The organism is Streptomyces sp. NK15101, assembly GCF_020400725.1.
GTDB lineage: Bacteria > Actinomycetota > Actinomycetes > Streptomycetales > Streptomycetaceae > Streptomyces.
Genome location: NZ_JAINVG010000054.1, coordinates 23944 through 43549, shown reverse-complemented (window position 1 = coordinate 43549; position 19606 = coordinate 23944). Strand labels below are relative to the sequence as shown.

The following is a 19606-nucleotide window of genomic DNA, read 5'->3' as shown; positions in this document are numbered from 1 at the left end:
AACAGCCACTGAAATCCTCACTTCGTCGGGATGCCCGCGCAGATCGCACGGTTCCGGGGTTCCCTTCCCTCGTGAAGCGCTCATCAGTCGACCACAAGGCGCGTGGTGGGGAACTCGGCGGGGCGGGGCCGGAGCACGTCGTCCCCCTCGCCGCGCGGCGGTCCTCGACGGCCCGCGTCGAGCGCGCCGCCTCCTGGACGGCACGCGACCGCCACGGCGTACGAGGGCGCGCACCGGCATCCCGAGGAGGGACGGGCAGCGCCTCCCGGGCGTCTCTGGTGGTGGACAACAGCACGATCATCCACCACCTGGGGTCTACGGTGGCTCTCCTGTCGGTCGCCGAGTCCGACTGCCCCGCGCGATGAAAGGTGTGACAAGGCAATGATCGCCGCATATCAGGGTGAACCGGGCTCCAATTCGGCGGCAGCCACGCAGCACCTGTTTCCCGGCATCACGGAGCTGCCCTGCACCGGCTTCGAGCAGGCCCTGGACGCCGTGACGCTCGGCACCGCGGACCTGGCGGTGATCCCGGTGGACAACTCCGCCGCCGGCCGGGTCGCGGACGTGCACCACCTGCTGCCGGAGTCGGGGCTCTTCGTGACCGGCGAGTACTTCCTCGCCATCCGCTTCGACCTGATGGGCGTGCCCGGAGCGACGCTGGACGACGTCGAATGGGTGCGCAGCCACGTGCACGCGCTGGGGCAGTGCCGGAAGGTGCTGCGGGAGGGCGGCTGGCGCACGCTCGTCAGTGACGACACGGCGGGGGCCGCCCGCGAGGTGGCGGAGCTCGGTGACGTACGGCATGCGGCGCTGGCCCCGCCCGCCGCGGCCCGGCACTACGGCCTGGAGGTCCTTCGTCCGGAGGTCGAGGACGATCCGGACAACACGACGCGGTTCGTCGTGCTCTCCCGCGAGCCCGCGTTCGCGCCCGTCGGCGAGGGGCCGACGATGACGAGCCTGTTCTTCGCCGTACGGAACATCCCGAGCGCCCTGTACAAGGCTCTGGGCGGCTTCGCCAGCAGCGCCGTCAACCTCACCAAGATCGAGAGCTACCAGATGGGCGCCGGTCTCAGCCCGAGCCGGTTCTACGTCGAGATCGAGGGGCATCCGGACGAGCCGCAGGTGGCGCTGGCCCTGCACGAGTTGCGTTTCTTCTCCACCGAAGTGCGCGTTCTCGGTGTGTACCCGGCGCATCCGCACCGCCGCAGCGGCGTGACGACCGCCTGACGGTCGGGCCGGGGGGTGCCGCTCGACGACCCGGAAAGCGAGAGGGGCGGGGCGGGGCGGGGGCATCGCGAGGAAGCACACCGAAGGAACGCGTGAGGGATCCGCTCCGCGCGCTCACCCCCGGCAGGGTTCCGTCGGCACGGCCGGGAGGCGGCGCCTCCCGGCCGTGCCGACCGGGTCAGGACTCTTCTCGCCGGGGCAACCGCCAGCCGGGGCGCGGGAAGTGGCAGGTGTACCCGTCCGGGTAGCGCTGCAGATAGTCCTGGTGCTCGGGCTCGGCCTCCCAGAACGGGCCCGCCGGGGTGATCTCGGTGACCACGGGGCCCGGCCACAGTCCCGAGGCGTCGACGTCGGCGACGGTGTCCTCGGCCACGCGCCGCTGCTCGTCGTCCAGGTAGAACACGGCGGAACGGTAGCTGTCCCCGATGTCGTTGCCCTGCCGGTTCTTCGTGCTCGGGTCGTGGATCTGGAAGAAGAACTCCAGCAGGGTCCGGTAGTCGGTCACCGTCCTGTCGAAGACGATCTCGACGGCCTCCGCGTGCCCGTCGTGGCGGCGGTACGTCGGGTTGGCCAGGTCACCGCCGCTGTATCCCACCCGCGTGGCCAGCACACCCGGCTGCGCGCGGATGAGTTCCTGCACGCCCCAGAAGCAGCCGCCCGCCAGTACGGCCCTTTCCTCGCTGCCGGCCATCGTCCGTCACCGTCCTCTTCGCTTGTCACGTCGCCTCCGGCCGGCCTCGCGGGCCGCCGGTCGGCCTGGGGTGTGTCGTATCGCCGAAGGATGGACACACCCCAGACTGACACAGAACACCATCACCGGTCAAACAGGTGACGTTACGAGGGGCGCCGCCCCCGTGCCCGTAGGGAGCGTCGCCGCACCCGAGCGGGACGGGACCGGACGGCCCGGGGGCGGGCTCGCGCGGTCAGGACTGGGCGGCCTGCCGGCGCGCCCGGTAGTTGGCGGCCTTGACCCGGTTGCCACAGGTCTTCATCGCACACCATTCCCGGCGATGGCCACGCGAGCGGTCGAGGTAGACCTGCGTGCACTCCGGACGGGCGCACTCCCGCAGCAGGGCGGCCTCGTCCCCGCCCAGGAGCCGGACCGCCTCGCGGGCCAGCGTCGCCAGCCCCTGCGCGACCGACCCCGTCCGCATGACCCCGTCGGGCCCCAGCCGCAGGGTCACCGGCAGACCGGAGGCGTGCAGGTTCACCTCCGCGACCGCCTCCGTCGGCAGGGGTCGTTCATCGAGGCGTGCGGCCACCAGGTCGTAGATCGCCTCGCGCAGCTGCACGGCGATCACCACGTCCGCCCCACTCGCACCGGGCGCCAGATCCACCATCCCCGACTCCACGAACCAGTCGTCCAGGAGGCCGGGGGTGGCCAGCTTCTCCAGGGGCGCGGCGTTGCGACGCGCCCGCAGGGTGCCGACGAAGTCCAGGCAGAGCGTCCCGCAGGGAAATGCATGATTCACGTAACCATACTGAACGGTGACCGGGTGCATTGCAAGCCCCTGCCCTCCTGGCCGGCCTCACCGGCTGATCCGGCGCGGGACCGTCAGCGCGACGAGCTTGTCCGGGTTGCGGACGGCATAGACGCCGGTGACCTTTCCCTCGGTGATCTCGACCAGGAAAGCGCCTTCCGGGCGGTCGCCGCCGTGGACCACGATCGCGGGTACGTTGTTGCAGTTGACGAGCTCGATCCGCGGGTCCGTCAGCTGTCCCCGGCGGAAGATGGTCATGAGGACCGCGGCCACCTTCTCCGCTCCCACCACGGGCCGGCGCGCCGCAGTCGCCCTGCCCCCGCTGTCCGCGGTCCAGGTGACGTCCGGCGAGAGCAGCGAGAGCAGTCCCTCCAGGTCACCGGTGGCCGCGGCGGTCATGAACTGCCGGGTGATCCGTGCGTTCTCCGCCTCGTCGGCGGGCTCGAAGCGCTTGCGCCGGGCCCTGACGTGCTCACGGGCGCGGTGCGCCACCTGGCGCACCGTGACGACCGACTTGCCCACCGCCACGGCGATGGCCTCGTAACCGAAGCCGAACACCTCGCGCAGCACGAACACCGCGCGCTCGTCGGGGGTGAGCGTTTCGAGCAGCACGAGCATCGCCATCGACACCGACTCGGCGAGCACCGCATCGGTCGACGCGTCGTTCTCGTCGAGCAGGAGTGGTTCGGGCAGCCAGGGGCCGACGTAGTCCTCGCGGCGGCGCGCGTTCGTCCGCAAGGAGTTGAGCGCCTGACGGGTCACCAGCTGCGCCAGGTACGACTTCGTGTCCCGCACTGTCGCGAGGTCCACGTCGGCCCAGCGCAGGTAGCTGTCCTGCAGCACGTCGTCGGACTCGGTCGCCGAGCCGAGGATCTCGTAGACGATGGTGAACAGCAGTGGCCGCAGCAGGGTGAACCGCTCGGCGTGCTCGTCGGCGTGCTCGTCGGTGCTCACGGGGAGGCGACCTCTCCCGCGGGGGAAGGCCGTCGCCCGGGTCGCGGGCCACCCTTGGGCCAGCCCATGGAGCCCGGCCGGCGGGCCTCCTGACGGATCCTCTTCGCCACCACGAACTTGCACGTCACCTCCTTGATCACCGCACCCGCACGGCCGCCGATGTACACGTTCACCGCGGTGTCGTCCTTGCGGGCGAGCTGCCGTACGCCGGCGCGTCGGCCGAGGCTGAGGCACGCTCCCGTGAAGGCCAGGTCGATCACCGCCGGTTCGGTCTCCGCGATACGGCTCAGCACGGTGTCGGCAGCCTGCGCCCCGAGCGGCCCGGCGGCGTAGCCGCTCATCCGCAGCGGCCGGCCCGACGGTGCGGCGGCGTCGCCGGCGGCGACGATGCGGTCGTCGTCGACGCTGGTCAGCGTCTCGTCGGTGAGCAGACGGCCGAGCGCGTCGGTGCGCAGTCCGCTCGCCGCCGCCAGCTGCGGCACGCCGAAACCCGTGGCCCAGACGGTCAGCGCGCTCGGACGCACCGACCCGTCGGCAAGGACGACCGCATCCTGCCGGACCTCCGTCACCATGCCGCCCTCGATCACGGTGGCACCGTGCCGGGCCAGCCACTTGGCGATGTACCGGCGACCCGGCGCGCTGAACGTCGGCGCCAGGGTCCGGCCGCACACCAGCGTGACCGCGCGTCCCTGCTCGACCAGTTCCGCGGCCGTCTCGACGCCGGTCGACCCGCCGCCGACCACGGTGACCGGAGCATCGAGGGGCACCTCGTCCAACCTGGCGCGCAACCGCCGCGCGGACTCGAATTCAGCGACGGACACGGCGAACGCGGCCGCGCCGGGCACCGATGCCGGTGTCGCTCCGGTACTGCCGACCGCGTAGATCACGTAGTCGTAGTGCAGGTCCCGTCCCGACGCCAGCCGCACGGTGCGGGTGGCGGTGTCGATGCGCGTGGCGCTGTCGACGAGCAACTCGACGCCCTCGCCGAGCAGTGTGCCGTAGTCGATCGTGGCGTCACCGGTACGGGCCGCGAACTGGTGCAGCCGGATGCGTTCGACGAACTCCGCGCGCGGGTTGACCAGAGTGACGTCGACGTCGTCGCGCATCCGCAGACGGTTGGCGGCCAGCGTTCCGGCGTAACCGCCGCCGATGACCACGACCTTGTGGAATGTGTTGTGTTCGGTCATGTCCTCAAGACACCGCGGACCGCCGAGACGTGACACGACGGGGTGTGACGCGCATCACTCCCACTGGATTCGGCGAGGGTGGCACACCGCCTCCTCACTGCGGAGACGGACCTCGCCGAGGTGAGGGCGACGGTCACAGGGGTCGGACACACGCGTCCGCGGGCCAAGAGCCCGTTCCCACGATGTGCTCCACGAGTTCGAACGCCTCATGGATGGGGACGGTGTCCTGATCCGGGTACTCGTCGTCCCGCCCGTTGGAGAGGACGAACCCGTCGCTCGACCCTTCGGCTCCGGGGTCCACGGCATGCTCGCCGGGATCGCCCTCTTCCGCGAGCAGCATCACCATCGCGCGCTCGGTATTCGTCACGAAGGCCAGCGACCGTCCGGACGAACCGGTCAACCACGTCTCGAGCTGCCCGCTGCCGACCCTCGACCGAAGGACCTCCGGCACCACCGCGGGCGACACAGGGACAGGGCTGTCGTCGTTGATCACCCAGGACTCGATCACGAGCACGACGATCTCACGTCCGGATCCAAGAGACAGTCCCTGGCCCACCTGAGGGACACCCACGCTGTTCTGCCGGCGGCAGAACAGCGGCCGGACCGGGCCCGACGATCACTACAGTCCGGTCTCATGACGACGATTACGACGCGTACCGTCGAGTACCCGGCCGACGGTTTGACGATGATCGGGCACCTCGCGCTCCCGGCCGGTGTCGACCGCCGGCCCGCGGTGCTGCTCGGGCCGGAGGGCATGGGGCTCAGCGACGTCGAGCGCCGCCGGGCCGATGCTCTCGCCGAGCTGGGATACGTAGCACTGGCCTTCGACCTTCACGGCGGGCGCTACTTGAGTGATCCCGCGGAGATGCTGGCCCGTTGCATGCCACTGCTCGCCGATCCCGACCGGATGCGGCGCATCGGCCATGCGGCACTCGACGAGTTGTGCACCGAGCCCCGTACCGACCCCGACCGGATCGCCGCCATCGGCTACGGCACCGGGGGCGCCATCGCGCTGGAACTCGGGCGAGGCGGCGTCGACCTGCGCGCGATCGGGACAATCAACGCGACCACCACGGGCCGACCGGGCGAGGCGGCGCGCATCCGCTGCCCGGTGTGGGCCGGGGTCGGGTCGGAAGACCCGATCATGCCGTCCGCGCAACGGAACGCGTTCACCGCCGAGATGCAGGCCGCGGGCGTCGACTGGCGCCTCACGGTCTACGGCGGCGCCTTGCACGCCTTCCACCACCCGCCGGTCGACCACCCCGCGGTCCCCGGCGTCGGCCACCACCCACGGCACGCGCAGCGCGCCTGGCGTGACGTCGTCGACCTGCTCGCCGAGTGCTTGCCCGTGACGGAGGACCTGGGGGCATGACCCGGGCAGACATGCCGGCGCCAGGACCGGTCGGCGTCGCGTGATGCCGTGGGGCCCGATCGTGCTCGCCCTCGCCCTCGCCTGCGCCTGCCACCGACGTCGCACAGCGGTCTGAGCCCCACAGGCCGGGCCGGTGAGGAGGTGCGGATGCGCGGCAGCGGGGGCGGGCGTGCGGGTTCGGGGCGAAAAGAGGAATGAATCCGCCCAGAACGGTCACTTGCAGGGCTATGGACAGGACCCGTCGCACGCTCGCGCCAGGAACCGTGGTCGTGATCACCGGTGCGTCGAGCGGAATCGGCCGTGCCGTCGGGCTTGCTTTCGCCCGACGGGGCGCCCGGCTCGTCCTCACCGCCCGCAGCGCGGAGGCCCTGGGCCTCGTCGCCCGGGAGTGTGCGGCCGCGCACCCGCGGGCCGAGGCGGTGGCCGTGCCCGCCGACGTCACCGACGCGGAGGCGATGGTCCGGGTGGCGGACACGGCGGTCGGCCTGTACGGCCGTGTCGACGTGTGGGTGAACGCGGCCGGAGTGGGGGTCCTCGGCCGCCTCGACGCCGTGCCACTGGCCGACGTCCGTCGCTCCTGGGAGGTCAATGTGCTGGGCGTCCTCCAGGGCGCCCAGGCCGCTCTCCCCTTGATGCGCCGCCAGGGCCACGGTGTGCTCATCGACCTGTCCTCGGTCCTCGGAGGCGCCGTCACGGCTCCCTACATGGGTGCGTACGCCGTCACCAAGGCCGCACTGGTCGTGCTCGACGAGGTGGTGCGCCAGGAGCTGGCCCTCAGCGGCGACCACGGCGTCGCCGTCTGCACCGTGCTGCCCGCCGGCGTCGACACCCCGTTCTTCAAGCACGCGGCCAACCACACAGGCCGCCGCGTGCGGTCCCTGCCCGCCCTCGCGACTCCCGAACGAGTGGCGCGCGCCGTGGTGCGCACGGCGGCCCGGCCCCGGAGGCGCGTCGTCGTCGGGCCCGGCGCGCGGCTCCTGCCGTGGAGCCACGCCCTGGCACCACGCCTGGTACGGCGCCTGGTCCGCCGCCGCACCGAGCACGGCTATCTGGGTGCTCCGGGCACCGCGCCGGTCACCACCTCCGCCCTGTACGACCCGTCCGGGGACACGGCCGCGGTGACCGGTGGCCGGCACGCACGGGCCCGCACCGCGGCACGGCGGGCGGTGGCCCTGGCCGCCGCGGGAGCCGTGGGCGTCGGCGTCCTCGGCGCCCGTTCCCGCTTCCCGTAAGGAGACTCCGATCGTGGCTCAGTGGAACCGACTCATCGAAGCCCCTCCCGACGCCGTCTGGGCGGTCCTGAGCGACGGCCGGTCGTACGCGCGGTTCGTGGTGGGCACGCACGAATCCTGGGAACAGGACGGGCAGTGGCCCGTCGCGGGCGCGGAGCTCGGCTACACCCTCAAGCTCGGCCCCTGGTCCTACCAAGGGCGGACCGTCTCCCGCGTCTGCGAGCCGGTCCACCGTCTCGAACTGGAGGCGCGGACCCATCTGGGCAGCGCGCGCATCGCCTTCCGCATCGAGCCCTGGGGCGACGGCACCCTCGTCGTCGTCGACGAGCATCCCCTGCAGGGGCCCGCGGCACGCTGGCACAACTCGGGCGCCGACGCGCTCTTGCGCTGGCGCCACCGCAAGATGCTCGACCGGCTGGATCGGGTCGCCGTGTCGACGAGGGACCGGGCCCATGGGCGTGCCTGACGCGGTGGTCGTCGGCGCCGGTCCCAACGGGCTGGTGGCAGCCAACGTCCTCGCGGACGCCGGGTGGCGGGTCGTCGTGGTGGAGGCGGGCGAGGAGCCGGGGGGCGCGGTGCGCAGCGACCGGGGCGTCCACCCGGACTACGTGCACGACGTGTTCAGCGCCTTCTATCCGCTGGCCGCCGTGTCGCCCGTGATCAGGGCCCTCGAGCTCGACCGGTACGGCCTGCGCTGGAGCCACGCCCCCGCGGTCGTGGCCCACCCCCTCGCCGACGGTCGCTGCCCGGTGCTCAGCCGGGATCCGGAGCGGACCGCCGCCTCGCTGGCCGGTTTCGCGGCCGCCGACGGCGCGGCCTGGAAGCGCCTGCACCGCCTGTGGCGGCGCGTCGGCGACGACCTCGTCGCCTGCCTGTTCACGCCGTTCCCTCCCGCCCGCGCGGGCCTTCGGCTCGCCGCCCGTACCGGGCCCCAGGAGGCGCTGCGACTGCTGCGCACCATGCTGCTGCCCGCCCGGCGGTTCGGCGAGGAGCACTTCGCGGGCGACGGGGGGAGGCTGCTGATCGCCGGCAACGCGCTCCACGCCGACCTGGCGCCCGAGTCCGCCCTCGGCGGAGGCATGGGCTGGCTGATGTGCATGCTCGGCCAGGAGCACGGCTTCCCCGTCCCCGCCGGTGGCGCCGGCCGGCTCACCGACGCCCTCGTCACGCGGCTGCGCGACCGCGGTGGCGTGCTGCTGTGCAACCGTACGGTGACCCGGGTCGTGATCCGGAACGGCCGGGCGGTCGGCGTCCGCGCGGACGACGGGACCGAGATCCCGGTCCGACGGGCGGTCCTCGCCGACATCCCCGCTCCCCTGCTGTACGAGCGCCTCGTCGGCGACGAGTACTTGTCCGCGCGGCTCCGTTCCGACCTGCGGTGCTTCCAGTGGGACTTCGCCACGGTGAAGGTGGACTGGGCCCTGTCCGGTCCGATCCCGTGGGAGTGCGGGGAGGCCCGCGGCGCGGGAACCGTCCACGTCGCGGAGGGCCTCGACGCGCTCACCCGCTTCGCGGCGCAACTCGCCATGGAGCAGGTACCGGACGTGCCGTTCACCGTGCTCGGTCAGATGACCACGGCCGATCCCGTCCGTTCGCCGGCCGGCACCGAATCGGCCTGGGGCTACACCCACGTCCCCCAGCACATCCGACGCGACGCGGGGGGCCAGGACATCGCCGGCCGCTGGGACGAGCGGGAGAAGGACGCGATCGCCGCGCGGGTCGAAGCGGGGATCGAGCGTCTGGCGCCCGGGTTCCGCGCCTCGATACGCGCCCGGCGCGTCCTCGCGCCCACTGACCTCGAACGGCTCAACCCCGCCCTCGTGGGCGGTGCCGTCAACCAGGGCACCACCAACCTGCACCAGCAGCTCCTCTTCCGACCTCTCCCCGGCACCGGCCGCCCCCGCACCCCGATCCGCGGCCTCTATCTCTGCTCCGCCACCACGCATCCGGGCGGCGGCGTCCACGGGGCGCCGGGCGCCAACGCGGCCCGTGCCGCCCTCAGGGCGCCGCACGTGCCCCGCCGACGCCGCTGAGACCCCCGGCCCGGGGGTCCTCCCTGAGCCGGTGCCCGGCCGGTTCGTCCGGCAGCGTGAGCGGCAGGTGCCGGCCCGCCGGCCCGGGAGCTTCGGCCGGCGGTCCGCGGTGGACGGAGCGGGCCGGCTTCCGATTCTCCTTCGGGTGCGCGTGAAATGCGCGACGGTCCGGGTACGCGCAGCATTGCGGGGAACCTCGAATTCCCCAGGAAGGAAGTGTTCCCCTCATGCCCAGAGGAAGCAGCTCCAAGCGCGAGCGTCAGTACGAGCACATCAAGGAGTCGGGCGAGAAGCGCGGCATGTCCGAGGACCGGGCCAAGGAGATGGCCTCCCGTACCGTGAACAAGGAACGGGCGCGGTCGGGCGAGAGCAAGTCGGCCAGCCGCAGTTCGACCTCGGGCAAGTCCGCCTCGCAGCGTGGCGGCGAGAAGTCCGGGGGCGGCGGCAGGTCGTCCGAGCGGACCAAGGACGACCTGTACCAGGAAGCGAAGAAGCGCGGCATCGAGGGTCGTTCCACGATGACGAAGCAGCAGCTCAAGAACGCTCTCGGCCACTGAGCACGAGCAGCACGGCGCCTCCTGCCGGAGCAGCGGCGTAGCGACGTGGCGGCGAGGGTGCCCGAGGCCGCGGTGAGGGAGGCGGTGTCCCGCCCGTTCGGCGAAGTACGGGCACTCGTTCGGTCGGTCCGGCGACAGGACCCGGGCAGGGCCCGCTCCTCTGCGGGCGGGCGCGGGTCCTGCCGTCAGACCGTGCGTCCGCGGCGGGAGCCTTCCACGGCGACGGCGCGCCGTGGCGTCCGTCCGTCGTGGTGGAACGCGGATCACGAGCCGAGAGCGCGGACCGCGAGGAAAGCGCGGACCGCGAGCCGGAAGTCCTGAGGAGCGCACGTGTCGCAGAGCCCCGAGTCCCTGTACGCCCGCATCAGGCAGGAGGTGGCCGCCCGCGCCGATCGGCTGTGGGACGTGAGCCTGGCGCTGCACCGCGATCCGGAGACGGCGTACGAGGAGCACCGGGCGGCCGGGCTGTTGGCCGGCGAGCTCGAACGGGAGGGCTTCGAGGTGCGGCGCGGGGTGGCCGACCTGCCGACCGCGTTCGTCGCCCGCGCGGGATCGGCCACCGGGGGCCGGGAAGGGCCCTCCGTGGCCCTTCTGATGGAGTACGACGCCCTGCCGCTCCTCGGGCACGCGTGCGGCCACAACCTGATCGCGGCGGCGGGCCTCGGTGCCGCACTCGCCGTGCGCGCCGCGCTCGGCGAGGTCGAGGGGACGCTGCTGGCCGTGGGGACGCCCGCGGAGGAGCGCGGCGGCGGCAAGGTCGCGGAGGTGGCGGCAGGAGTGTTCGAGGGGGTGGACGCGGCGCTCATGTTCCATCCCGGTGTCCACGACTGGACCTGGGCGCCGCTGACGGCCAGCGCACAGGTCCGGGTGGGGTTCCACGGCCGCGCCGCGCACCCGACCGGCAGCCCGACCGAGGGGATCGACGCGTTGGGCGCGCTGATCCAGCTCTTCAACACGCTCGGTGTGCTGGGCAGGCGGCTTCCCACGGGGTCGCACGTCCAGGGCATCGTGACGGACGGCGGGCGGGCGACGAACCTCGTCCCCGCCTACGCGGAAGGCCTGTTCGGACTGCGCGGGGAGACCACGTCGGCCCTGGAGCGACTGGTGGAGGAGCTGCGCTCGTGCGCGGAGGGCGTGGCTCTGGCCACTCGTACCAGGGTGGAGGTGACCGACGTGGGAGGCCGGTACGAGCACTTCCGTGACAACGAGGTGTTGTCGGCCCTGTTCGCCGGGCACCTCGACCGGGCCGGCATCCGTCTGTCGGAACCCACGGCGGGCGTGTACCTGGGATCGTCCGACTTCGGGAACGTCAGCACGCGCGTGCCCGGGATCCATCCGTGGATCGCCATCATGGGCCCGGAGGCCTCCGACCACACGCCCGAGTTCGCGGAGGCCGCGGCGGGGCCGAGGGCCCGGCACGTGATGTCCGCCGCGGCGGAGGCGCTGGCCTGCACGGCGGCCGACGTCCTGCTGCGCCCGGACGTGCGCGAGCGGGCCTGGGCCCGCCTGAGGGAGAAGGCCGCGGCGGGGCGGTAGCGACAGGGCCCCGGGAGATCAGTGCCGCGTCGCCGGGGTCTCGCACCCGTGGACGTCCGCGCCGCGCGCCTGCTCATGGCCCGGCGTGCCCGGCCTCGGCCTCACGACCCGGCGTGCCCGGCCTCAGCCGAGCAGCCACCGCTGCATCCACGCCGCGGCGGTACGGCGGAACAGCCGCCGGTTGTCGGCCCGCCGGAAGTCGTGGCCCTCGCCGCGCAGCAGCAGAAGCTCCGCCACCAGCCCCCGTGCGCGTGCGGCGCCGACGATCTGCTCGGACTCCCCCGGCGGGACGTTCGTGTCGTGCTCCCCGTGCACCGCGAGCAACGGGACGCGAAGTTCGTCCACGCGGCTCATGGGCGACAGCGCACGCAGGAGTGCCCGATCCCGTTCGGGATGGCCGTATTTGTGAGCGGCCGATTCCGCCAGCCACGGTTCGGTGCCGGCGAAGAAGGTGGCGAGGTCCGACATCCCGCACACGGTGATGCCCGTGCGGAAGAGGTCGGGGTGCCACACGAGCGAGGCCAGCGTGAGGTAGCCGCCGTAGGAGTGCCCCATCACGGCGAGTCGGCGAGGGTCGGCGAGTCCTGACGCGACCGCGTGCATCGCGCAGTCCGCGACGTCGTCGATCGCGGCGAAGCGGCCCTCGCCCAGGTCCGCGTCGACGAAGGAGCGGCCCCAGCCCGAGGAGCCGCGGACGTCGGGGGCGAAGACGTCCAGACCCTGGCCGAGCAGTTCCTGGTAGAGCGGGTCGAAGACCGGGCGTTCCTGCTCCTCCGGGCCGCCGTGCAGATGCAGGACGCAGGGCGCCGGTTCGCCGGGCCCCCGGCCGGGGGCCCGGTGGTACCAGCCGCCCAGGAGCAGTCCGTCGCGAGCGGTCGCGCGCAGGGGGACGGGCCGGACGGGCTCCGTCCCCTGCGGCACGGAGTCGCGGTCGCGCGCCGACCACGGTGTGCGGGCGGGCGGCGCGGAGGGCGTCGCGGCCCATACGCCGGGACGGCGGCGGGACCCCGACAGCGCGACCGTCATCCCGTCCGGCCCCGCCGGCGTGACGCGGGTGACCACCTCGTGCTCCAGCTGCACCTCTCGGGACGGAGGTCTGGTCCAGTCGCCGGTCAGGGGAATGGTCTCGAGCCGGCTCACCCCTCCGTCGTTCCAGGCCAGGGCCGCTCGTCGGCCGCTCTCCACGAAGGCGAGCAGTTCGAGGTCGCACGCGTCGCGTTCTGCCACCACGGAGAGTTCTTTCCGCTCGTCGGCGCCGTCCAGGCGGATCGCCAGCAGCGCGGCGAACTCCCGTTCGTGGTCGCTGCGCAGCCACACCGTGCGGGCGTCGGACGAGAAGCGGCCGATCCACGGATCACCGTCCGCGACCGGCAGGACGCACGTCGGCGTCCGGTCGGCCCGGCGCATGACCACGGCCTCGCGCCTCCCACGGGGGCCGCGGCGCAGCAGGGCCAGGCGCCCGTCCTGGCTGAGGTCGCACACGCGGAGCGTCGCCGCCTCCGTCTCGTCGGCCAGGAGCTCGGGCGCGGTCGTCCCGGCGGGATCGACGAGATAGGCCGTGAGCCGGTCACGGGCCGGTGCAGGTGGCAGGTCGTCCGCCGTACCGGAACGGGGAGCGTCGAGGAGGGTGGCGTGCCCGTCGCGCTCCGTCCAGCCGACGGGCCGGTCGGCGTCGACGAGTGGGTCGGGATTCTGCTGGAGGGGCTCGGCGACCGTCACCGCGAGGGCCGATCCGTCCGGCGCCCAGCAGCCCAGATAGGCCGAACTCCCGGATTCCGCGCCGGCCAGGACCCTGCGTTCCGAGCCGTCGGGGCGTACGCAGAGCACGCGCGTGTGGCCGCTTCCGCCGGGGGCCGTGGTGTACGCGATCCACCTGCCGTCCGGGGACCAGGAGACCTCCGTGACGTGGTCGGGACCGGTGTCCAGCAGGTGCACGTCGTCGCCGTCCACCGGACCGGTCCAGAGCTGCGGCGCGCCGTCGCGGTCGCAGATGAAGGCCACGTGCTCGCCACGGGGGTCGGGGGACGGGTACCAGCAGCCGTGGGCCACCCGCGGCCGGGGGGTGTCCCGCGGACCGGCGGCGTCGGCCAACGGCTCCGCCACGGGAGCCGTCGAGACGGGGGCCACGGTCAGTGGATGCCGTGCGTCTGCAGCCATATCTCCAACAACGCCACGTGCCACAGGGCGTTCGCCCCCCGGTTCGTGCGGTGCTCGTCGGGTGCCGCCAGCAGCGAGTCGACGTACTCGTCGCGGAACAGCCCGCGTGCCCGGGCCTCCGGCGCGGACAGGGCGTCCCTGACACGTTCGAGGACGGGACCCGCCATGTGGCGGACGGCCGGTACCGGGAAATAGCCCTTGGGCCGGTCCACGATGTTGCGCGGCAGCAGAGTGCGCCCGGCTTGCTTGAGCACGCCCTTGCCTCCCTCTGCGAGCTTCAGGTCCGGCGGGCAGGCGGCCGCGAGTTCGACCAGCTCGTGGTCGAGGAACGGCACGCGCGCTTCGAGTCCCCAGTCCATCGTCATGTTGTCGACCCGTTTGACCGGGTCGTCCACGAGCATGACGTGGACGTCGAGCCGGAGCGCCGCGTCCAGTGCGGTCTCGGCGCCCGGGGCGGCCATGTGCGCACGGACGTACTCCGCGGACGGGTCGTGGTCGGGCAGCATGTGCGGCTGGAGGATCTTCGCGAGATCGGCGTGCGAGCGGTCGAAGTAGACCTCCTCGTACCGCTGGGGCTCCTGTTCCCGCTCGACGTCCGCCAGGGCCGTGTACCAACGGTACCCGGCGAAGACCTCGTCCGCCCCCTGGCCGCTCTGGACGACGCTGACCTCCTTGGACACCAGCTCCGACAGCAGGTGGAAGGCGACGGCGTCGTGACTCACCATCGGTTCGCTCATGGCGGCGACGGCGTCGCCCAGGGCGGTGGCGACCCGGTCCGACGGCACCATCACCTGGTGGTGGTCGGTCGCGAAGTGCCGCGCGACCTGGTCGGAGTAGACGAACTCGTCGCCCTCCTCCCCCGCCTCCCCCTCGAAGCCCACGCTGAACGTCGCCAGGTCCCTCTGCCCCTCCTCGGCCAGCAGGGCGACGATGAGGCTGGAGTCGAGGCCGCCCGAGAGCAGGACGCCGACGGGCACGTCGGCCACCATCCGCCGCCGCACCGCCACGCGGAGCGCGTCGAGGACGGCGTCCCGCCAGTCGTCCGGGCCCATGCCCGCGAACGCGCTGCGGCGCGTGTAGGAGGGCTGCCAGTAGCGGTGGTCGCGATGCGTACCGTCCGGCTGCACCACGCGGACGGTGGCGGGCGGAAGTTTGCGCACGCCGGCGAGGACGGTGCGGGGTGAGGCCACGGTCGCGTGCCAGCTCATGTACTGGTGCACCGCCACCGGGTCGAGCGTCGTGTCCACCCCGCCGCCCGCGAGGAGCGCCGGGAGCGTCGAGGCGAAGCGCAGCCGGCCCGGCAGTTCGGCCAGGTAGAGGGGCTTGATGCCCAGCCGGTCGCGGGCGAGCACGAGCCGTCCCGTGTCGTGCTCCACCAGCGCCACGGCGAACATGCCGACGAAGTGGTGGACGAAGTCGCAGCCCCACTGGCGGTAGGCCTTGAGCACCACTTCGGTGTCGGAGGTGGTGACGAAGCGGTGGCCGAGACGCCCCAGTTCCTCACGGAGCTGCCGGTAGTTGTAGATGCAGCCGTTGAAGACGCAGGTCAGCGCCGCCTCACTGTCGGTCATCGGCTGAGCTCCCCGCTCGGACAGCTCGATGATCTTCAGTCGGCGGTGTCCGAGGGCGACGGCTCCCTGGGACCACACGCCCCGGCCGTCGGGTCCGCGGGCCGCCATCCGGTCGGTCATGCGCTCGACCGCGGCTATGTCGGGCAGTCCCTTGTCGAAGCGGATCTCGCCGCTCACACCACACATCCAGGCCCTCCTCGGCCGTCGGGCACGTACACGAAACTCGTCATCCGGAAACGGCCTTACGCCGGCACGCCCCATGCTCGGAAGCGGGGCACCGTGAGAGCGGCGCCCGCCCGCCTGCGACCGCTCCACTCCTCACCGCGCGTCTCGGCCAGGAACAGGTCCACGGCCGCGAGCAGGTCGGCCTCGGACGCGGCGCGGCGAAGGCGGTGTGCGGCGCTGCCGCGGGCCAGGGCCTCCTCGGCCAGGGTCCGGACGGCCTCCCAGTCCCCGTACGCCTCCAGCGTCGGGCGCAGGTGACGGAGCATGGCGCGTACGACCTCCGGCGCCGGCGCCGGCCGGCGGGTGACCGGGTCGACCAGGTCGCCCTCGAGGCCGGAGCGGGCCGCCCGCCACGTCGCCGCCCGCAGCCACTCGTGCCTGCCGTCGCAGCGCTCGCCGCCCGCGGCCTCGACGCGTGCGCAGGCGTCGACGACGAGCGCGCGGAACAGGGCCGCGACCAGCACCACCGTCTCGACGCGGGGGCAGGCGTCGCAGACGCGCAGTTCGAGCGTCGAGAGGTGCGCGGAGGGGCGGACGTCGTAATAGATCATCCCCGCGTCGCTGATGACGCCGGAACCGATCAGCTCGTCGACGGCGGCGTCGTAGTCCGCGGCGTCGGCGAAGCATCCGGCGGGGCCCGACGTGGGCCAGCGCTGCCAGATCATGCTGCGCCAGCTCGCGTAGCCCGTGTCGGCCCCGAGCCAGTAGGGAGAGCTCGCGGACAGCGCCAGAAGGGGCGGCACCCAGGGGTTCAGGATGCAGAGCGCCCGGATCGCGGTGTCCCTGTCGGGGACGTCGATGTGCACCTGGGCGCCGCAGATCAGCTGCTCGTCGGCGACCCGGCAGTAGTCCTCCGCCATGGCGAGGTAGCGGGGGTCGTCCGTCGCCCGTACGGCTCCGAGGCACGCGATCGGGGAGGCGCCCGCCGCCATGACCGCGAGGCCCTGGGAGGAGGCGGCCGCGTCCAGGCGCCGCCGTGAGGCGGAGAGGTCGGTGTACAGCCCGTCGAGGGTCGCGTGCACACCGCTGTTCGACTCGACGACCGACTGGGGCAGCTCCCGCGTGAACCCGTCCCCGTGCCGGGACAGCCGCCCGAGTACGGCGTCCGCCTGGGGGGTGAGCGCGCCGCTCTCGGCGTCGATCACATGGAATTCCTCTTCGACACCCATCCGGACGACCACGGTGACTCCTGGGAAGCTCGACGATCCTCGGCCGGTCGCAATCCGCCTGGCGGCCTTGCCGCTCCGGCTTGACGTGCGGGTTCCCCGTCGGCCGCGATCTAAGCACGATCGCTCTCATGATAGAGAACCTGCTCATTCGAGCACCTGCGACTGCGTCCTCGCCGCCTCCTCCACCCTCCCGGATCCGCACCGGCACGGCGAGTCCTGCCGCCGGGCACGGAGCCGCCCTCCGTTCGTCCACACGGGTGAGGGCCCGGCCGGGGACCGCGTGGCGGCGTCCGGGAGCGGGGCCGAGAATGAGAGTCGGATGATTCGCTACGGAACGCCCGTGGAGCAGCGGGAGAAGCGGCGTTCCCTCCCGGGGCTTCCGGGCCGGCACCAAGGCCCGGTCACGGGAGCGGGCCGGGCTCCGACCGGCGCCACGCCGGAGGCCGGGAACGCCTCCTCTCCGCCGTGCCGCAGGGACGCAGGTGATCACGCATGTGCCGATGGCTCGCGTATTCGGGAACACCCGTACTGCTCGACACCATCCTGTACCGACCGACGCATTCGCTGATCGACCAGAGCCGATTCGCCAGGCTCGGCGTCGAGACGACGAACGGGGACGGGTTCGGCGTCGGCTGGTACTCGAAAGAGAGCAGCACTCCGGCGCTCCTCAGAGACGTGGGCCCCGCCTGGAACAACCGGAATCTGCGGGAGCTGGCCGACCACGTCCGCTCCCCGCTGTTCTTCGCCCACATCCGGGCGTCGACCGGGACGGCGGTACAGCAGTCGAACTGCCACCCGTTCCGGCGCGGCCGCTGGATGTTCATGCACAACGGCGCCATCACCGGGTTCCACCTCGTACGCCGTGACCTCATCCTGCTGATAGACCCCTCCCTGTTCGCCGGCCTCGAAGGCACGACGGACTCCGAGGTGATGTTCTACCTGGCCCTCACCTACGGCCTGGACCAGGACCCGCCCGCCGCCGTGGCGCGCATGGCGGGAGAGGTGGAGCGCGTCGGCCGTGAGCACGGGGTGGAGTTCCCGCTCCAGATGACCCTCGCCATCACCGAGGGGGAGCGCGTGTGGGCCTTCCGCTACTCCAGCGAGCGGGCATCGCGCTCGCTGTTCTACAGCAATCGGGTGGAGGACCTGCGCAGGCTGCATCCCGATGTCGCCTTCCTGCAGGACATCTCCCCGGAGACGCGCCTCATCGTGTCCGAGCCCCTCGAGAACCTGCCCGGCGTGTGGAACGAAGTACCGGAAAGCAGCTACAGGTTCGTCCGGCCGGGCTCCGACGAGCTGCATCCCTTCGCCCCGGCACCCGCGCACCGCTGACCCGTGCGCACGGACAGCCGTGCACGCGGACGGCCTTCACGGCCGCCGGCACCTCGGAGGCCGGCGTCCTGACGAGTGAGGGCGGGGCGCACCGCAAGGTCATGGAACCTTGCCGCGCACGGGGCCGGGGTGCCGAGCGCGGAGCCGGGGTGCCGAGCGCGGAGCCGGGGTGCCGAGCGCGGAGCCAGCGGTCGATCCGGGCCGGCCGCTCCGCCTCAGGACTCCTGATGGCGCAGTCCGGGATGCCGTGTGCTGACGCATCGACGGAAATGGGTAACGGACACCTGTCCGCGACAGACGCCGAGTCGGCCATGGAGGACGGACGAATGACCGGAGCACTGAGGAGCGCGGCATCGGCGGTACTGATCGTCCTCGCCTGCATCCTCGTACCCGTCAGCGTCCTCACGGTGTGGGTGCACGACATCGTCCTCGACACCGACCGCTACGTCGCGACCATGAAACCGCTCGCCTCCGACCCGGCGATCGAGGCCGCCGCGCACAACCGGATCGTCCACGCCGTGGACGTACGGGTGGACGGCAAGGAGGTCACCGCCGAGATCGCGGCCTGGCTGCAGTCGCAGGGGCTGCCGCCGCGCGCGGCCAAGGCGGTCAAGGGTCTCGCCCCGCAGCTGGACGCCGCCGTGAACACGGCCGCCGACAAGGTGGCCACCCGCTTCGTCGAGAGCGACCGCTTCGAGAACGTGTGGGTCACCGCCAACCGGGCCGCCCACACGGCCGTGGTGCACGCCCTGACCGGCAAGGGCCGCGGCGCGGTCGGTGTCGAGGAGGGCACGGTCACCCTCGACGTCGGCACCGCCGTGGACAAGGTCAAGCAGGAGCTGGTGGACGCGGGCCTGGAACCGGCGGAGAAGATCCCGGAGGTCGACAAACAGCTGGTGCTCTTCCAGTCCGACAAGCTGGAGAAGATCCAGGGCGCCGCACACGCCCTGGACGTGATCGGGAACTGGCTGCCCGTCCTCACGGTGGTGCTCGCGGCGGGCGGGGTGTTCCTGGCCCACCGCCGCCGCCGCGCCCTGGCGAAGACGGCCCTGGGCGCGGCCTTCGCGTGTCTGGTCGTGGCCATCGGCCTCGTCGTCGCCCGCCGCTACTACCTGGACCATCTGCCACCGCAAGTGCAGTCCCAGGCGGCCGCGGCAGCCGTCTTCGACCATCTCCTGCACTTCCTGCGGATCGCCCTGCGCACCGCGATCGTGCTGGGCATCGTCATCGCCCTCGGCGCCTACTTCATCGGCCCGGGCCGACTGGCCCGCGCCACCCGCTCCACCGCCGAGCGCGGCGCCGACTCGGCGGCCGGGTGGTGGGGCGGCCACGGAATCGACACCGGGCCCGTGGGCACCTGGACGCAGGACCATCGGAAGTGGCTGACCCTCGGCGTCCTGCTCCTCGTCGCCCTGCTGTTCGCCCTGTGGAACCACCCCACAGTGCTCACCGTCCTGCTCCTCGTCCTCATCCTCCTCGCGGTGCTCGCGGTGATCGCCCTGCTGGCCGCCGACGGCCGCAGGAGAGAGAAGCCCGACAGGGTCTGACGGCAGAGCGGTGGGCATACGTACGC

The 19606-nt window shown here is 72.6% G+C and carries 18 protein-coding genes; 10 read left to right on the top strand and 8 right to left on the bottom strand.

What is annotated here, in order from left to right; translation table 11 throughout:
- Positions 1-71 precede the first annotated feature (71 nt).
- Complete coding sequence (locus K7G60_RS25700; protein WP_225803316.1) at positions 72-365, top strand: hypothetical protein; 294 nt, start codon at positions 72-74, stop codon at positions 363-365.
- Between the two features lie 16 nt (positions 366-381).
- A complete protein-coding gene (locus tag K7G60_RS25695) occupies positions 382-1227 on the top strand; it encodes a prephenate dehydratase (RefSeq protein WP_225803315.1) in 846 nt (281 codons plus the stop codon).
- Positions 1228-1405: 178 nt separating this feature from the next.
- Here the strand turns inward: K7G60_RS25695 and msrA are convergent, their stop codons facing one another.
- The 5 genes from msrA to K7G60_RS25670 form a co-directional block, all read right to left on the bottom strand.
- The gene (msrA, locus tag K7G60_RS25690) at positions 1406-1918 is read right to left on the bottom strand and encodes a peptide-methionine (S)-S-oxide reductase MsrA (protein WP_225803314.1); all 513 of its coding nucleotides are present in this window, start codon (positions 1916-1918) and stop codon (positions 1406-1408) included.
- 232 nt (positions 1919-2150) lie between these two features.
- Positions 2151-2699 (bottom strand): ABATE domain-containing protein, encoded by a 549-nt coding sequence (locus K7G60_RS25685; protein WP_225803313.1) that lies wholly within the window; start codon positions 2697-2699, stop codon positions 2151-2153.
- Positions 2700-2756: 57 nt separating this feature from the next.
- A complete protein-coding gene (sigJ, locus tag K7G60_RS25680; protein ID WP_225803312.1) occupies positions 2757-3662 on the bottom strand; it encodes an RNA polymerase sigma factor SigJ in 906 nt (301 codons plus the stop codon).
- Positions 3659-4849: an NAD(P)/FAD-dependent oxidoreductase gene (locus K7G60_RS25675; RefSeq protein ID WP_225803311.1), complete on the bottom strand. Its 1191-nt coding sequence runs from the start codon at positions 4847-4849 to the stop codon at positions 3659-3661. Before K7G60_RS25675 ends, sigJ begins: the two co-directional genes overlap by 4 nt.
- 133 nt (positions 4850-4982) lie before the next feature.
- Positions 4983-5357: a hypothetical protein gene (locus K7G60_RS25670; RefSeq protein WP_225803310.1), complete on the bottom strand. Its 375-nt coding sequence runs from the start codon at positions 5355-5357 to the stop codon at positions 4983-4985.
- Positions 5358-5483: 126 nt separating this feature from the next.
- Here K7G60_RS25670 and K7G60_RS25665 point away from each other — a divergent pair, with 126 nt between their 5' ends.
- The 6 genes from K7G60_RS25665 to K7G60_RS25640 all read left to right on the top strand — a co-directional run bounded on the left by K7G60_RS25665 (position 5484) and on the right by K7G60_RS25640 (position 11579).
- On the top strand, positions 5484-6221 hold the full coding sequence (locus K7G60_RS25665) for a dienelactone hydrolase family protein (RefSeq protein ID WP_225803309.1): 738 nt from the start codon (positions 5484-5486) through the stop codon (positions 6219-6221).
- A 227-nt stretch (positions 6222-6448) separates the two neighbouring features.
- Positions 6449-7453: an SDR family NAD(P)-dependent oxidoreductase gene (locus K7G60_RS25660; protein WP_225803308.1), complete on the top strand. Its 1005-nt coding sequence runs from the start codon at positions 6449-6451 to the stop codon at positions 7451-7453.
- Positions 7454-7466: 13 nt separating this feature from the next.
- On the top strand, positions 7467-7919 hold the full coding sequence (locus K7G60_RS25655) for an SRPBCC family protein (RefSeq protein WP_225803307.1): 453 nt from the start codon (positions 7467-7469) through the stop codon (positions 7917-7919).
- A complete protein-coding gene (locus K7G60_RS25650; RefSeq protein WP_225803306.1) occupies positions 7906-9486 on the top strand; it encodes an NAD(P)/FAD-dependent oxidoreductase in 1581 nt (526 codons plus the stop codon). Before K7G60_RS25655 ends, K7G60_RS25650 begins: the two co-directional genes overlap by 14 nt.
- Positions 9487-9713: 227 nt before the next feature.
- On the top strand, positions 9714-10043 hold the full coding sequence (locus K7G60_RS25645) for a plasmid stabilization protein (protein WP_225803305.1): 330 nt from the start codon (positions 9714-9716) through the stop codon (positions 10041-10043).
- Positions 10044-10373: 330 nt separating this feature from the next.
- Complete coding sequence (locus tag K7G60_RS25640) at positions 10374-11579, top strand: amidohydrolase (protein ID WP_225803304.1); 1206 nt, start codon at positions 10374-10376, stop codon at positions 11577-11579.
- Between the two features lie 123 nt (positions 11580-11702).
- Here K7G60_RS25640 and K7G60_RS25635 read toward each other — a convergent pair whose 3' ends face one another.
- The 3 genes from K7G60_RS25635 to K7G60_RS25625 are packed head-to-tail and all read right to left on the bottom strand — an operon-like array spanning position 11703 to position 16701.
- On the bottom strand, positions 11703-13736 hold the full coding sequence (locus K7G60_RS25635; protein ID WP_225803303.1) for an alpha/beta fold hydrolase: 2034 nt from the start codon (positions 13734-13736) through the stop codon (positions 11703-11705).
- Positions 13709-15493 carry an N-acetylglutaminylglutamine amidotransferase gene (locus K7G60_RS25630; protein WP_225803302.1) on the bottom strand — a complete coding sequence of 595 codons (1785 nt, stop codon included), beginning with the start codon at positions 15491-15493 and terminating at the stop codon, positions 13709-13711. Before K7G60_RS25630 ends, K7G60_RS25635 begins: the two co-directional genes overlap by 28 nt.
- A gap of 56 nt (positions 15494-15549) precedes the next feature.
- A complete protein-coding gene (locus K7G60_RS25625; RefSeq protein WP_263986317.1) occupies positions 15550-16701 on the bottom strand; it encodes a glutamate--cysteine ligase in 1152 nt (383 codons plus the stop codon).
- A gap of 492 nt (positions 16702-17193) precedes the next feature.
- Here K7G60_RS25625 and K7G60_RS25620 point away from each other — a divergent pair, with 492 nt between their 5' ends.
- Together K7G60_RS25620 and K7G60_RS25615 are read left to right on the top strand one after the other, a co-directional pair.
- Complete coding sequence (locus tag K7G60_RS25620) at positions 17194-18033, top strand: class II glutamine amidotransferase (protein ID WP_225803300.1); 840 nt, start codon at positions 17194-17196, stop codon at positions 18031-18033.
- Between the two features lie 326 nt (positions 18034-18359).
- Entirely contained in the window at positions 18360-19580 is a 1221-nt protein-coding gene (locus K7G60_RS25615) for a hypothetical protein (RefSeq protein ID WP_225803299.1), read from the top strand.
- Positions 19581-19606 lie beyond the last annotated feature (26 nt).